This is a genomic window from Microbacterium sp. I2 (assembly GCF_051364985.1).
Lineage (GTDB): Bacteria > Actinomycetota > Actinomycetes > Actinomycetales > Microbacteriaceae > Microbacterium.
In genome coordinates this window covers 121090-136088 of sequence record NZ_JBLWIH010000019.1, presented here as the reverse complement: position 1 = coordinate 136088, position 14999 = coordinate 121090, and the positions used below count along the sequence as shown (strand labels likewise).

The following is a 14999-nucleotide window of genomic DNA, read 5'->3' as shown; positions in this document are numbered from 1 at the left end:
GCAGGACGTTCCGCGCGAGATCGTCCTACCTCGGCGAAATCACCTGATCTCGGTGTGGCCGGACGCGGCGCTACTTCTTGCGCTGCTCGGCGGCGCGACGCTGTGCCCGGTTCTGCGGAGCCTGCTGCGGCGGCTGAGCCGCGGCATCCGTCCGCTGTCCGAAGGCCCCCCGCTGCGCCTCGGCCGCCGGAGCAGCCTGGGCCGGCGCCTGAGCGGGCGTCGCCGCAGCGGCCGCAGCCGCCTGGCGCAGACGCGTGGTCGCCGCCTGCTGCACCTGGCCGCGGTCGTTGCGCACCTCGACCTCGCCGGCGTCGTTCGACGCCGAGTACTGCAGACGCTGACCCTCGACCTGCTCGACCCCGAGACCCTTCGCCTCGACATGGGCGGCCTCGCCTTCGCCGGCGCGACGCACCTCGACCTCGAGGTTGTAGAGGTAGCCGACCGACTCCTCCTTGATCTGGCCCATCATCGCCTGGAACATCTGGTAGCCCTCGCGCTGGTACTCGATCAGCGGGTCGCGCTGGGCCATGGCACGCAGGCCGATGCCGTCCTTGAGGTAGTCCATCTCGTAGAGGTGATCGCGCCAGCGACGGTCGAGCACCTGCAGCACGACGCGGCGCTCGAGCTCACGGGTGGCGGCGGTGCCGAGCGTCTCTTCGCGCTTGTCGTATGCGATGCGGGCGTCCGACAGGATCTCGCGCTTGAGGCCCTCCGACGTGATGCCCCCGCGACGGCCGGATGCCTCGGCCACGACCTCGTCGATGGTCACACCCACCGGATACAGGGTCTTCAGCTCGGTCCACAGAGCGTCGAAGTCCCAGTTCTCACTGTGACCCGAGCCGGTGTGATCGTCGATGACGGCGTTGATCGCGTCCTCGATGAAGTGCTGCACGCGGCCGGCGATGTCGTCGCCCTGCAGGATGTGCCGGCGATCCGAGTAGATCGCCTCGCGCTGACGGTTGAGGACGTCATCGTACTTGAGGACGTTCTTGCGGATCTCGGCGTTGCGCGCCTCGACCTGGCTCTGGGCCGACTTGATCGCACGAGAGACCATGCCGGACTCGATCGCGACGTCGTCGGGGAAGTTCGTCCGCGCCAGGATCGCCTCGGCGGCGCCCGACTGGAACAGCCTCATCAGGTCGTCGGTCAGCGACAGGTAGAAACGGCTCTCACCGGGGTCGCCCTGGCGGCCCGAGCGACCGCGCAGCTGGTTGTCGATTCGGCGGGACTCGTGGCGCTCGGTGCCGAGTACGTAGAGACCGCCGGCTTCGACCACCTTCGTCGCCTCCTCGGCGACCTTGTCGCGCGTGCCCTCGTAGACGGCGTCCCACGCGGCCTCGTACTCTTCGGGAGTCTCGACGGGGTCGAGGCCCTTCGCCTTCATCTCCTGCACCGCGAGGAACTCGGCGTTGCCGCCGAGCATGATGTCGGTGCCTCGTCCGGCCATGTTCGTCGCGACGGTCACCGCGCCCAGACGCCCGGCGCGGGCGACGATCTCGGCCTCACGCGCGTGGTTCTTCGCATTGAGGACCTCGTGCTTGATGCCCTTCTTGGCCAGCAGCCGCGAGAGGTATTCGCTCTTCTCGACGCTGACGGTACCCACCAGCACCGGCTGGCCCGACTCGTGCCGCCGGGCGATGTCTTCGACGACCTGTTCGAACTTGGCCTGCTCGTTCTTGTAGACGAGGTCGGGCATGTCCTTGCGGATCATCGGCTTGTTCGTCGGGATCGGCACGACACCGAGCTTGTACGTCGACATGAACTCTGCCGCCTCGGTCTCGGCGGTACCGGTCATACCGGCGAGCTTCTCGTAGAGGCGGAAGTAGTTCTGCAGCGTGACGGTGGCCAGAGTCTGGTTCTCGGCCTTGACCGGCACGGCCTCCTTGGCCTCGATGGCCTGGTGGATGCCCTCGTTGTAGCGGCGTCCGACCAGGATGCGGCCGGTGTGCTCGTCGACGATCATCACCTCGTCGTTCATGACGACGTAGTCGCTGTCGCGCTTGAACAGCGCCAGCGCCTTGATCGAGTTGTTGAGGAACGAGATGAGGGGGGTGTTCGCCGACTCGTACAGGTTGTCGATGCCGAGGTAGTCCTCGACCTTCTCGATGCCGGGCTCGAGCACGCCGATGGTGCGCTTCTTCTCGTCGACCTCGTAGTCGACGCCCACCTCGAGGGTCTTGGCGATCTTGGCGAACTCGACGAACCAGCGATTCGCCTCGCCGGAGGACGGACCCGAGATGATGAGCGGTGTGCGGGCCTCGTCGATGAGGATCGAGTCGACCTCGTCGACGATGGCGAAGTAGTGCCCGCGCTGCACGAGGTCTTCCTTGCGCCAGGCCATGTTGTCGCGCAGGTAGTCGAAGCCGAACTCGTTGTTCGTGCCGTACGTGATGTCGGCGTTGTACTGCTCGCGGCGCACCTCGGGCGTCTGGCCCGCGACGATGGTGCCGGTCGTCATGCCGACCGCGCGGTAGATGCGCCCCATGAGCTCGGACTGATACGACGCCAGGTAGTCGTTGACCGTGATGACGTGCACACCCTGGCCGGCGATGGCGTTGAGGTAGACCGGGAACGCGGCGGTGAGCGTCTTTCCTTCACCGGTCTTCATCTCGGCGATGTTGCCGAGGTGGAGGGCGGCGCCACCCATGAGCTGCACGTCGTAGGCGCGCTGGCCCAGCGTCCGCTTGGCGGCCTCGCGCACGGCGGCGAACGCCTCCGGCATGAGCTGGTCGAGCGTCTCTCCCGCTTCGAAGCGGGCACGCAGCTCGGCGGTCTCGCCCCGGAGCTCTTCGTCGCTCAGGTGCTCGTAGTCCTCTTCGAGGGCGTTCACGGCCTTCACGACCTGCTGGAGCCGCCGGAGGATGCGACCCTCACCGGCGCGAAGCAGTTTCTCGAGGGGGTTGGCCACGGAGTGTCTCCATCTGTCGGGTGGCGCGATCGGCGCCGGTGCCGCCGGGACGCATGGCCCCAGGCATACGTGCCTATGTTATCCACCCGTGACCTTGGCGTGCGCTGGATGGGGACAGCATGGAGTGGTGACAGGACGGCGGCAGCTCCGGATGCCGGTGCCCTGGCGCGTCGCGTCGGTCGCAGCGTTCGCGCTCAGCGTGACGGCCTGCGCCTCGCACCCGGAGGCCGTGCCGGTGACGCCGCCGTCGCAGGCGGTTGCGGCGGTGGATTGCTCCGCCGAGTGGGATGTCGGCTGGGGTGCTGTGCCGGCCGACTTCGAGCCGGCCGCGGTCTATGTATGCGACCCCGTGCTCGAACTCGCGCCCACGCCCGACCCGCCGCTGGAGTTGATCACCCCGGAGCAGTTCGCGGAGGCTCCCCCGCCCGCGCCGGATCCGGCTCCGTCGCCCGAGCCGGTCGAGCCGCGTCGACTCGAAGGCGATCTCGCGCCGCTCCTGGCGGCGCTCGCGGTGCCGAGCGACCCGAAGTGGCCAGGACCGTGCTCGGCGATCGGCGTGATCGTGCCCGACGTCTGGCTCGTCGACGCCGATGGCCGGGCGATCCGGCCCGCGTACCCGGTCGATGGATGCAACATCCCGAAGCCCGGCGTGACCGACGCGCTCGACGAATTGACCCCGGTCGACTGAACCGGCCCGCCGCGGCGCGGCGCGGCATCCGGTGATTTCCCGGTATGTATATACTCGGCAATTACATACTCGGTATGCACCGAAGGAGTTCCGGATGTCGGTACGTCAGAGCCTGCTCGCGATCCTCGATCAGGGGCCGTGCTACGGCTACCAGCTGCGCGCGGAGTTCGATCGCCGCACCGGGTCGACCTGGCCGCTGAACGTGGGCCAGATCTACAACACCCTGGATCGCCTGGAGCGCGACGGTCTCGTCGAGAAGCGCGACGTCGACGAGCACGGGCACGTCTACTGGCAGATCACGGATGCCGGCACCGCCGAGATGCGCTCGTGGCTGGACTCCCCCGTGCGGCGCGGGCAGGGCACGCGAGACGAACTCGCGATCAAGCTCGCGATCGCGATGACCCTGCCGGGCGTGGATGTCGCGGCGATCATCCAGACCCAGCGCCGATCGTCGCTCGCGCAACTGCAGGAACTCAACCGCGCGAAGTACGCCGGCTCGAACCCCGACGGTCCTGAGGAGCTCGCGTGGTCGCTGGTCGTCGATTCGATGATCTTCGCGGCCGAGGCCGAGGTGCGCTGGCTCGACCACACCGAGCAGCGGCTGGCGCTGCATCCCGACCACGCGATGGCCCTCGAGCTCTCGACTGACAAGCCCAAGCGCGGCCGCCCGGCGAAGGCCGAGGCATCCGCATGACCGACACGGTGCTGCGGCTCATCGGCGTGACGCAGCAGTACGGTCACGGCGAGACCGCCGTCTCGGCGCTCTCGGGTGTCGACTTCGACGTGCGGCAGGGCGAGCTGGTCGCCGTCATGGGGCCGTCCGGGTCGGGCAAGTCGACTCTGCTCACGATCGCGGGCGGCCTGGCGACGCCGACCACGGGCGAGGTCGTGATCGAGGGTTCCTTTCTCAGTGAGCAGAACGCCAAGCAGCTCGCCCGGTTGCGGCGACGTTCGCTCGGCTTCGTGTTCCAGGACTTCAACCTGATCCCGACGCTCACCGCGCTCGAGAACGTCACTCTCCCGCTCGAGCTCGACGGGTTCCGCGCCCGCGTCGCCCGCCGGGCCGGCCGGGATGCTCTGGCCTCCGTGGGGCTGGCCGACAAGGCCGCGGCGTACCCCGACGATCTCTCCGGCGGACAGCAGCAGCGCGTCGCGATTGCGCGCGCCGTTGTCGGTGGCAGGAGGCTGATCCTCGCCGACGAGCCGACCGGCGCGCTTGACTCGGTGACCGGCGAGATGGTGCTGAAGATGCTGCGGGCGAGAGTGGATGCCGGAGCCGCCGGCATCCTCGTCACGCACGAGGCTCGCCACGCGGCTTTCGCCGACCGCATCGTGTTCCTGCGCGACGGCCGGATCGTCGACGAATCGCGACGCGACGGCGCCGACACGCTGCTGGCCGCGCGATGACCGCGCGTTCGGCACGGCTGCACGTACCGTTCTCCGGAACGTCTTGTTTCGTCGGCAAGAAGACCCGCGAGATTCCGCGGACGCGTGGCGGCGCGCGCACCGGCGGTCAGGAGAACGGTACGGCAGGGCGCGAGCACATCCCCGGGGCTGCGCGGTGACCGAGGTCTTGGAGGCGCCGGTCGAGGCATCCGGAACCGACGACAGGGCGACGGATGCCGCACGCCGGCGCGGCGGCGGATGGTCCCGGTGGCGCGTCGCAGCGCGGCTGGCGCGCCGGCAGGTGTGGCGGGCGAAGTGGTCGAGCGTCCTGGTCGTGGCGCTGATCGCCCTGCCGATCGCGGCGATGAGCGCGTACTCGGTGTACGCGATGAGCTCCGTCGGCACACCGGACGAGCAGATCGCCGTCGAGCTCGGCGCGATGCAGGCCTGGGTCGCTCCCGTGGGCGTGCCCGATGCCGGATTCTGGCAAGCACCCACGCAGCCCGACTGGAACGGCTACCCGGCCAGCGAGGACGGCGCCTGGGAGATGCCGGAAGGCGCGCCGCTCGAAGATCCGCTGGGGTCGCTCCCGCGCGGGACGGAAGCGATCGAGCTGACTCACGGCGAAGCGACCGTCGAGACGGTCGGCGGCACCGCCCGGCTCGAGGCGTGGGGTGGCCCTGCCTGGGATCCCCGATTCGAGGGCCGATTCGACCTGGCGGAGGGCGTCCGGGCTACAGCACCTGGCGAGGCGATGGTGACCGAGGCCGCCCTCGAGCGCCTCGGCATCGCGATCGGCGGCGAGTTGTCGCTCGCCGACGCGGAACGGCCGGAGACGTTCACCGTCGTCGGCACGCTGGATGCTGCGACCCTCCCCGACTCCGCTGCCGCGGTGTTCCTCGCCGACGCGGCCCTCGTCGCCGGCGAGCAGCGGTGGTACCTGCCCACGCTCTCCCTGGCCTGGAGCGACGTTGCAGAACTCAATGAGGAGGGCATCGTCGCCTATTCGCGCGAGGTCGTGCTCGACCCGCCGACCGTGACGACCGTTGAGGCCGCGAACGCTCACCAGGTGTGGCTGAGCTCGATCTGGATGACGCTCACGGTGCTCGCCGTCGCCGGCGTCTTCGCCGCCTACGTGGCCGTGATGCTCGCGGGAGCCGCCTTCGCGGTCTCGGCCCGGCGACAGCAGCGCTCGCTCGCGGTCGCCGCGAGCGTCGGGGCGAGACCCCGCGACCTGGCGCGCACCATCGCGCTGCAGGGCACGACCCTCGGTGTGATCGGCGGCGTGCTCGGCGTCGCCGCCGGCATCGGCGTCGGGGCCGTCGTCATGGGGCTCACGACCACGGGCAGTGCGACACAGTACTGGGGTTTCCATGTGCCGTGGCCGGTGCTGGCTGGAGTCTTCGTCTTCGCCGTACTGGTGGGGACGGCATCCGCTCTCCTGCCGGCCAGGACGGTGACTCGCACCGACACGATCAGCGCACTGCGCGGCGCCCGGCGGCCGCAGGCCCCGCGCGCCAGCCGCCCCGTCTGGGGTTCGGTGCTCCTCGTGGCCGGCACCGCGATCGCGCTGGGCTCGGGGCTGGCCGCTGCGGCGCTGCACACCATGCCGGATGTCCCGCTTGACTCCCCGCTGCGCGCGATCCCGCCGTTCGGGATCGTGATCGGGCCGATCCTGGTGCAGATCGGCGTGCTGGTTTCGGGCGGCTGGCTGCTGTGGTGGACATCACGCGGGCTGTCGAAGATCGGCCTCGCCGCGCGGATCGCCTCGCGGGATGCCGCGGCCAACGCCTCGCGGCCCGTTCCCGCCTTCGCGGCGATCGCGGCGACGGTGTTCATCGGGGTTTTCGCCCTCGGTCAATCCTCGATGCAGACGGCCGACACAGCGCGGACGTGGTTCTACCAGGCACCGCTCGGAAGCCTCGCCATCGACGTGATGCCGCCCGGAATGGACGCGGTGCCGCCCGCCGATGCCGAGCTCGCCACTCGTGCCGCCGTGGAGCTCGCAGAGGGCATCGGGGCACGCGACGCGGCCGTGATCAGCCGGCAATCGAATGCGTGGTTCACCGCCAACTCGCAGAACGGCGCCGACGCGGAGTTCGCGATGGCTCTGATGCCCGACCGGTACCTCCTGGATCCGTCGGTCGAGAACAGCTTCTCGACCATGGGGCAGAGTCCGCAGAATCCCCTTTCGGTGGTGGATCCTCGGGACCTCGAGACCGCCCTGGGTATATCGCTGTCGCCGTCGGATCTCGCGGCCTACCGCGACGGCGCCGCTCTCGCCGCCGATCCCCGCTACGTCACCGACGGCGCCGTCCAGGTCGCCGCGTGGCCGGTCAGCGACGCGAGCGAGGGCCGCGCCCCCGACAACATCTGGGACCCTGCGAAACGTCCGGCCGACTGGGGAATGCCTGAGGTCAGCGAGCCGCTGTGGACGACGGATATCGAAGCGGTCGTCGTCGACCTGCCCCGCCAGCCCATCTCGATCGCGATCTCGCCTGCGACCGCGGCCGGCTTGGGAATCGTGGCGCAGCCCGAGTCCGTCATCGCGTCATTCGCGGTGCCGCCGCAGACCGTTGAACTCGACAGGCTCATGGAGCAGGCCTCTATGGCGGGCACCGCCGACTGGGCGCTCGCGCCGCGGTACGAGTCCGGTCCGCCGAGCGATGCGGCGTGGGTGATTCCGGTGCTCGTCACAGTCGCCGTGCTGGTGCTCGGCGCGAGCGCCGTCGCCCTCGGCCTGGCACGGTTCGAGCGACGACCGGACGATGCCACCCTGACGGCAGTCGGCGGCACGCGGGGGCTGCGGCGCCGCATCGGATTCTGGCAGGGCCTCGTCATCGCCGGGTTCGGCACGATCGCGGGGACGGCGGCCGGCATCCTGCCGCCGATCGGATTCGCGATCCAGTCCCAGACCGACCTGCGAGTCGAGGACATCCCGTGGTGGCTCATCGCGAGCCTCGCCGTCGGCCTTCCCCTCGCGATCGCCGCGGTGTCGTGGCTCGTCCCGCCGCGGCATCCGGATCTCACCCGCCGCACCGCGATCACGTGAGACGACCCACCCGCCGCCGGACACTACATAGTGAATGCCCTTCACTATGCACCCCTCGAGAGGACGAGCCATGAGCCCCAGCATCCGCGCCGTAGATCCGGTCGTTGTCGATCCCGCCGCGATCCACCTGCCGCCGACGCAGCCGGTCGACATCACCGAGCTCGCCGCGCAGAGCGTCATCCCCCGCTGACCACGGCGCTCTCGGCCGCGCTGCCCGAACCGGCATGCGCGATCGAAGTGTTCGGCAGCGGATGCCGGTTCAGGCAGCGCGAACGAGGGCGTGCGCCAGATCGGGCGCGACCGCCGGTTCCAGCAGCGTGAACGAGGAGCGGCCGCGCCACGGGAACGATGGGATGGCGCGACCCGAGGCATCCTGTCGCCTCACAGGCGGTACGCACTACCCTTAAGCGTGACTTCCACGGATACTTCCGTCGACGCAGAGGCTCCTGTCGAGCCCGCGGCGATGACATTCTCAGACCTGGCCCTCGGCGAACCGGTCCTCAAGGCGCTGCGTGAGATCGGGTACGAAACCCCCTCCGCGATTCAGGCGGCGACAATTCCGCCGCTGCTGGCCGGCCGCGATGTCGTCGGCCTCGCGCAGACCGGCACCGGCAAGACCGCGGCGTTCGCGCTGCCGATCATCGACCGCCTCGACCTGTCGCAGAAGACCCCGCAGGCGCTCATCCTCGCGCCCACGCGCGAGCTCGCATTGCAGGTGTGCGAGGCGTTCGAGAAGTACGCCGGGCATCTGAATGGCGTCCACGTCCTCCCCGTCTATGGCGGGCAGGGCTACGGCGTGCAGCTTTCGGCCCTCCGCCGCGGCGTGCACATCGTCGTGGGAACGCCGGGCCGCATCATCGACCACCTCGAGAAGCGCACGCTCGACCTGTCGGAGCTGAAGTACCTCGTCCTCGACGAGGCGGACGAGATGCTCAAGATGGGCTTCGCCGAGGACGTCGAGACGATCCTCGCCGACACGCCCAGCACCAAGCAGGTGGCCCTGTTCTCGGCGACGATGCCCGCGACGATCCGCCGGATGTCGCAGCAGTACCTCAACGACCCCGCAGAGATCACTGTCAAGACCAAGACGACGACGTCGGCGACGATCACGCAGCGCTACCTCATCGTGCAGTGGCAGCAGAAGATGGACGCCCTCACGCGCATCCTCGAGGTCGAGAACTTCGACGGCATGATCGTGTTCGGCCGCACCAAGATCGTCACCGAGGAGATCGCCGAGAAGCTGCGCGCCCGCGGGTACTCGGCCGCCGCGATCAACGGCGACATCGCGCAGCCGCAGCGCGAGAAGACCGTCAACCAGCTGAAGTCCGGCAAGCTCGACATCCTCGTGGCGACGGATGTCGCCGCTCGAGGCCTCGACGTCGAGCGCATCTCGCACGTGGTGAACTTCGACATCCCGACCGACACCGAGTCGTACGTGCACCGCATCGGACGCACCGGCCGCGCCGGGCGCTCGGGCGACGCGATCAGCTTCGTGACTCCCCGCGAGCGCGGCCTCGTCAACGCCATCGAGCGCGCCACTCGTCAGGAGCTGACGCAGATGCAGCTGCCGAGCGTCGACGAGGTCAACGAGACCCGCCTCGCACGGTTCGACGATCGGATCTCGGCGGCCCTGGGCGAATCCGGGCAGATCGAGGTGTTCCGCGACATCGTCGCCCACTATGTCCGCAATCACGACGTGCCCGAGGTCGACGTCGCCGCCGCCCTCGCGATCGTCGCGCAGGGCGAGACGCCCCTCCTCCTCGAGCCCGACCCCGAGCCGCAGCGCCGCGAGCGCCCGGTTCGCGAGCGCGACGATCGCGCCGGCCGCGACGACCGCGGACCCGGCGCACCGCGAGGCGAGCGACGCGACCGCCAGGCGCGCGAAGGCTTCGCGATGTACCGCATCGCGGTGGGCCGCCGCCACCGCGTCGAGCCGCGCCAGATCGTCGGAGCTCTCGCCAACGAGGGCGGCCTGCGCCGCGACGACTTCGGCGCGATCGACATCAAGCCCGAGTTCTCGCTGGTCGAACTGCCCGCGAACCTCTCGAGCGACACCATCGCGCGCCTGTCCGACACGCGCATCTCGGGTCGCCTGATCGACATCCGTCCCGACACCGGACGCCCGCAGCGGCGAACGGATGCCGGTGGCCGGCCGCCGCACGAAGACCGCAGCTTCGGCGACCGCGACACCCGCAAGCCCCGGCACAAGCGCAACGACGGCTGAGGCATCCGTCGCCGGCGCCGGCGTCGAGACGAGCCAATCCGCACCAACGCGCAGGGAGCGGTGCGCCGCCCGCACGCGCACAGAATCGGATCCGCACCTGCGGATCGCCAGGCCGACACGCCGGCAACGACTGAAGGATTGCGGCGTGTCATCCACGCCATCCGCTCCTGCGGATCCGATTCTGCGCCCGGACGGGGCCGGGAATCGGCTGCGCCCAGACGGGGCCGGGAACTGGCTGCGCCTGCACGAGGCCAGGAACCGGCAGCAACTGACCCCCGGACCGTGCCGCGACCACCACGGCAGGACGCTGTGCGCGAACGTCGGGCACCGGAACCCACAGCCGACAGCTCGCTCCCAGCGACGCCCGTAGGATCGATCCATGGCCGGATTCTGGGGCAAGCGCAAACGTGAGCAGGAAGAGCTGACCGCACAGGACGCGGACCTCGCGCGTCAGGCGCAGAAGTCGCTCGTCGCGGCCGACGAGCGCATCCGGCTCACCACCGACGAGCTCGCGTTCGCCGAGGCCGAGCTCGGCCCGAACGCGACGAGGGACCTGCGCGAGGCGCTCGAGGCAGTGCGCACGCATTTGCAGGAGGCCTTCCACCTTCACCAACTGAATCACGACGAGATCCCCGACACCCCCGAAGAGCTGCGCACGCGCAACGCGCGCATCGCCCAGCTGTGCGAATGGGCCGAGCAACTGCTCGATGACCGCACGACGGCCCTGGCGGAGCCGATCGAGCGCGCACGCAGGGCTCCCGAGATCATCGCGAGAGTGCGGGCGGATGCCGGGCGTCTGCGTCTGCGCGTGCCCGATGCCCGCTCCACCGTCGAGCGCCTGAGCGCGCGCTATTCGTCGCACGCGCTGTCGCAGGTCGTGCAGAACCCGTCCGAGGCCGAGCAGCTGCTGGGTTTCGCCGAGCACAGCGCCGGCGTCGCCGAGCGCCGGCGCGAGGCCGGGCAGCGCGAGCAGGCGAACATGGCGCTCGAGGCGGCGACCGAGTCGGTGCGCCGGGCCGAGACGCTGCTGGATGCCGTCGAGACGTTCGAGGTCGAGGCGCTGCGCGCCGAATCCACGCTGGCCGCCATCGTCGAGGACTCGCGCGACGATCTCGTGGTCGCCCTGCGCGAGCCGCAGACCCCGGCCGTGAGCACGGCGATCGGCGAGCTGCAGGCCGCGCTCGCGGCGCTGCCCGCCGCGGGCGTGAACACCGACCCGTTCGAGCAGCTCACCCGCCTGCGCGAGGCGAATGCCGGGCTGGATGCCGCGATCGCCGCCGCGCGTGAGCGCGCCGCGCGACCCATCCCGCCGTTGGAGCACGTGCGTCACGCGATCGACGACGCCGACCGGCAGCTGGCCGTGGCCCGCGATGTGATCGCCGGCCACCGTGGCTGGATCGGCGCCGACGCGCGCACGCGCCTGGCCGAGTCGGAGCGGGTCCGCGCCGACCTCGACCGCTACCTCGGCACCTCGGCCGCTGCAGCGACGATCATCGACGAGGATCACCGTGAGCAGGCGTTCGCGATGGCGCGCCGGTCGGCGTTCCTGGCGAGCGAAGGCCTGCAGCTGGCACAGCGCGACATCGATGCCGCCCGTCCGCAGCCCGACCAGTGGGGCGGGCCCGGGTACGGGCAGCAGGCCGGCTGGGGCGGAGGCCGCCGCGGCGGCGGGGGCGATCTCATGGGCGGCATCCTGGGCGGCCTCGTGATCGGCAGCCTGCTCGACGGCTTCATGGACTGACCCGCAGAACGACGGATGCCGCGGACCTGCAGGTCCGCGGCATCCGTCGTCTTCGCTCGCCTCTGTCAGCGGCCCCCGGTCAGCGGCCCACGAGGCGCAGCCTGTCCGCGACGACGCGGCCGTCGTGGAGCACCGTGCGGTCGCTGCCCCGGTCCATGACGGCGCTGGTCGGGGTCTCGCCGTCCACGAGGACGAGGTCGGCGCGGTCGCCGACCGCCACGCCGGGCCGGTCGCCGACGCCCGCAACCGGCGGTGACGAGTGGCTCATGATCGAGGCGCCGCCCATCGTGGCCACGGCGAGCGCGAGCTCGATGTGGTCGTCGCGGCGGAATCCGTTGACGAAGGCCAGCTGCCACGTGCGGTCGAGCATGTCGCAGTTGCCGTACGGGCTCCAGTAGTCGCGCTGACCGTCTTCGCCGAGGCCGACGCGCACGCCGGCCTCGGCGAGCGCGACGAGGGGCAGATGGCCGCTCGTGGAGGGAGCGATCGTCGCCATGGCGATGTCGAGCTCGGCGAACTCGTCGATGAGCCGGCGCGTCACTGCCTCCGACACCGAGCCCAGCCCGTATCCGTGCGAGATCGTGACCCTGCCCTGCATGCCGAGCGCGCGGGTGCGCTCGAGCACGAGGTCGGTGCTGAACACGCCGAGCTCGCCGGGCTCGTGCAGGTGGATGTCGACCTCGACCTGATACTTCTCGGCGAGGCCGAACACGATATCGAGGTGCTTCGCGGGATCGCGGTCGAGCTGGCAGGGGTCGATGCCCCCCATGACGTCGGCTCCCTCACGCAGCGCGGCCTCGAGCACGTCGACGGTGCCCGGCTCGCGCAGGATGCCGGCCTGCGGAAAGATCATGACCTGCACATCGGCCTGGTTCGCGAAGCGCTCCTTGGCCGCCACGACCGACTCGTACTTCTCGAGCCGGCAGTCCACGTCGACCTGCGCGTAGGTGCGCACCCGGGTCGTGCCGTTCGCGATCATCCGCTCGAGGGTGCCCGCCACGATCTCGGCATGCGGCACGTCGGTGTCCCGCCAGTTGTCGCGGTCGTTGAGCATCATGCCCCACACCCCCGGCGCACCACCGTCCTTGCCGATGGCACTGTGAGGGCGGAACGGCAGGCCGATGCGCGACGAGTCCAGGTGCACGTGCACATCGCTGAACGCGGGCAGCAGCAGTCGCCCGCGCCCCTCGACGTCGCCCGGCCACGGCGGGGCGGACTCGTCGTGCGGCTGCAGACCCGCGATGCGGTCGCCTTCCACGACGATGTCGACGGCGTCGGCGCCCCAGGGGCGGGCATTGCGGATGATCACGTGCGGTCCTTCCGAGAGCGCAGAGGGGCGGATGCCGCGACCCGGCGCGGCGGCCTCCCCGATGCTACGCGTCGGGCGTGAGACCTCACGCCGGCCGCACACACGTCGGGCGCGGCCGGAACCGGCCGCGCCCGAGGTGTGTCAGTGCCTGCTCAGGAGGCGAGCTCCTGGGGCTGAGCCTGCGTCGCCAGCGAGATCACGCCGTAGTCCCATCCCTTGCGCCGGTACACGACGCTCGGGTGATCGGTGGCCGCGTCGATGAACAGGAAGAAGTCGTGCCCGACCAGCTCCATGCGGTCGACGGCCTCCTCGACCGACATCCATTCCGGCTCGAACTCCTTGGTCCGGATGACGACGGGCGTGTAGCCCTCTTCTGCTTCGTTGCCGCTCACGATCGGGATCTCGCCCGTCGCGACGGCGTGGAGCATCTCGACCGAAGCCGGCTGCAGTTCGATGCCCTGGATCGTGCCGCGCTCCTTCTCGTACTTCGCTCCTCGGGGGTGGTTGCGCGCGTCGACGCGCTTGTCCTTCGCACGACGCAGCTGTTCGCACAGCTTGTCGACGGCGAGATCGAGAGCCGTGAACTTGTCGCCGTCCGTCGCCTCCGCGCGGACGACCGGCCCTCGGCCGTTGACGGTCAGCTCGACCGTCTCATCCTCCATGCGCCCGTTGTGATACGCGCGATGCGTGACTTTCACGTCCACGCGTTGCGCTCGAGGCGCGAGGTGCTCGATGCGGGTGGCCTTCTCTTCGACGACAGTGCGGAAGCGATCCGTGATCCCTACTCCCACGCCGACGATGCTGGTTTCCATCCCTGACCTCCTAGTTCCGGTCCACCGGGCCCAATCGGGAGAAAGCGGACGGCGGACCATCAGTCGCCTTGTGTGCCCCACCGTAGCCTCGCGTTCGGACTCTGTCACCTGTGAGTTTGGAATGCGGCAGATCGCGGTTCACCGGTCTATGCTGCGCGGCGCGGGGTCGCCGCGACGGTCACCGCGGCGACGACCTCGGCACCGCCGTTGCGCAGTGCGCGGACGGCTTCGGCCAGGCTCGCGCCCGTCGTCACGACGTCGTCGACGACGATGACACGCCGGCCCGCGGCATCTATCGCCCGCATGCTTCCCTCGACGTTGCGTCGCCGTCCGTCGCGGCCGAGTAGCCGCTGATCGTGCACCCGGCGGGTCTGTCGGAGCAGCGGATGAACCCGCAAGCCCGCCCGCCGCGCGATCAGATCGGGCACGCGGTAGCCGCGTCGACGGAACGATGCCCGCGACGTCGGCACGACGACCAGCGTCGCCCCGCCGGCGCCGCCGGCCGCGTCCAGCGCTGCGCGGAGAGCGGGAGCCAGCGCGCGTGCCAGTCCGGTGCGTCCGTCTTCTTTGAGCGCCCGGATGACGCGCGCCGGAACCGCCTCGAACCGCAGCCCGCTCCACGCAGGGAAGGCGGCCTCGCCCGCGCCGATCAGGCGGCGGTGCGGCTCGGGCGAGAGTGCGACGACACATCGCTCGCACAGGGCGACGTCGGGTTCGTCACAGCCCGCGCACGCGACGGGGAGAAGCAAGGCGAGCGCCTCGGCGCACGCCCGGCGGAACGTATCGGAGAGGTCGGCGATCATGACGCCACCCTGGCCCGGCCCCGCGTCGCGCAGGACCCGCGGCGCCGGTTCGGTGGACAGCCGCGACACCACCGCC

Annotated in this window: 10 protein-coding genes; 6 read left to right on the top strand and 4 right to left on the bottom strand. The window is 70.3% G+C overall.

Annotated features, from left to right (window positions below; translation table 11 throughout):
- Positions 1-70: 70 nt before the first annotated feature.
- Positions 71-2908, bottom strand: coding sequence for a preprotein translocase subunit SecA (secA, locus tag ACLKM7_RS14225; protein ID WP_436447815.1), 2838 nt, complete (start codon positions 2906-2908; stop codon positions 71-73).
- 127 nt (positions 2909-3035) lie between these two features.
- On the opposite strand from secA, the gene ACLKM7_RS14220 reads away from it, so the two are divergent.
- The 6 genes from ACLKM7_RS14220 (at position 3036) to ACLKM7_RS14195 (ending at position 11999) form a co-directional block, all read left to right on the top strand.
- Entirely contained in the window at positions 3036-3596 is a 561-nt protein-coding gene (locus tag ACLKM7_RS14220) for a hypothetical protein (protein WP_436447814.1), read from the top strand.
- A gap of 94 nt (positions 3597-3690) precedes the next feature.
- Positions 3691-4290 carry a PadR family transcriptional regulator gene (locus ACLKM7_RS14215; RefSeq protein WP_436447813.1) on the top strand — a complete coding sequence of 200 codons (600 nt, stop codon included), beginning with the start codon at positions 3691-3693 and terminating at the stop codon, positions 4288-4290.
- Positions 4287-5003 carry an ABC transporter ATP-binding protein gene (locus tag ACLKM7_RS14210; RefSeq protein WP_436447812.1) on the top strand — a complete coding sequence of 239 codons (717 nt, stop codon included), beginning with the start codon at positions 4287-4289 and terminating at the stop codon, positions 5001-5003. The genes ACLKM7_RS14215 and ACLKM7_RS14210 overlap by 4 nt, the downstream gene beginning before the upstream one ends.
- Before the next feature lie 154 nt (positions 5004-5157).
- On the top strand, positions 5158-8034 hold the full coding sequence (locus tag ACLKM7_RS14205; protein ID WP_436447811.1) for an FtsX-like permease family protein: 2877 nt from the start codon (positions 5158-5160) through the stop codon (positions 8032-8034).
- 463 nt (positions 8035-8497) lie between these two features.
- Entirely contained in the window at positions 8498-10258 is a 1761-nt protein-coding gene (locus ACLKM7_RS14200; protein ID WP_436448047.1) for a DEAD/DEAH box helicase, read from the top strand.
- A 379-nt stretch (positions 10259-10637) separates the two neighbouring features.
- Positions 10638-11999 (top strand): hypothetical protein, encoded by a 1362-nt coding sequence (locus ACLKM7_RS14195; RefSeq protein ID WP_436447810.1) that lies wholly within the window; start codon positions 10638-10640, stop codon positions 11997-11999.
- A gap of 79 nt (positions 12000-12078) precedes the next feature.
- Here the strand turns inward: ACLKM7_RS14195 and ACLKM7_RS14190 are convergent, their stop codons facing one another.
- The 3 genes from ACLKM7_RS14190 to ACLKM7_RS14180 form a co-directional block, all read right to left on the bottom strand.
- The gene (locus ACLKM7_RS14190; protein ID WP_436447809.1) at positions 12079-13308 is read right to left on the bottom strand and encodes an amidohydrolase family protein; all 1230 of its coding nucleotides are present in this window, start codon (positions 13306-13308) and stop codon (positions 12079-12081) included.
- A 152-nt stretch (positions 13309-13460) separates the two neighbouring features.
- A complete protein-coding gene (hpf, locus tag ACLKM7_RS14185; RefSeq protein WP_436447808.1) occupies positions 13461-14120 on the bottom strand; it encodes a ribosome hibernation-promoting factor, HPF/YfiA family in 660 nt (219 codons plus the stop codon).
- A gap of 146 nt (positions 14121-14266) precedes the next feature.
- Positions 14267-14923: a phosphoribosyltransferase family protein gene (locus tag ACLKM7_RS14180; protein WP_436447807.1), complete on the bottom strand. Its 657-nt coding sequence runs from the start codon at positions 14921-14923 to the stop codon at positions 14267-14269.
- Positions 14924-14999 lie beyond the last annotated feature (76 nt).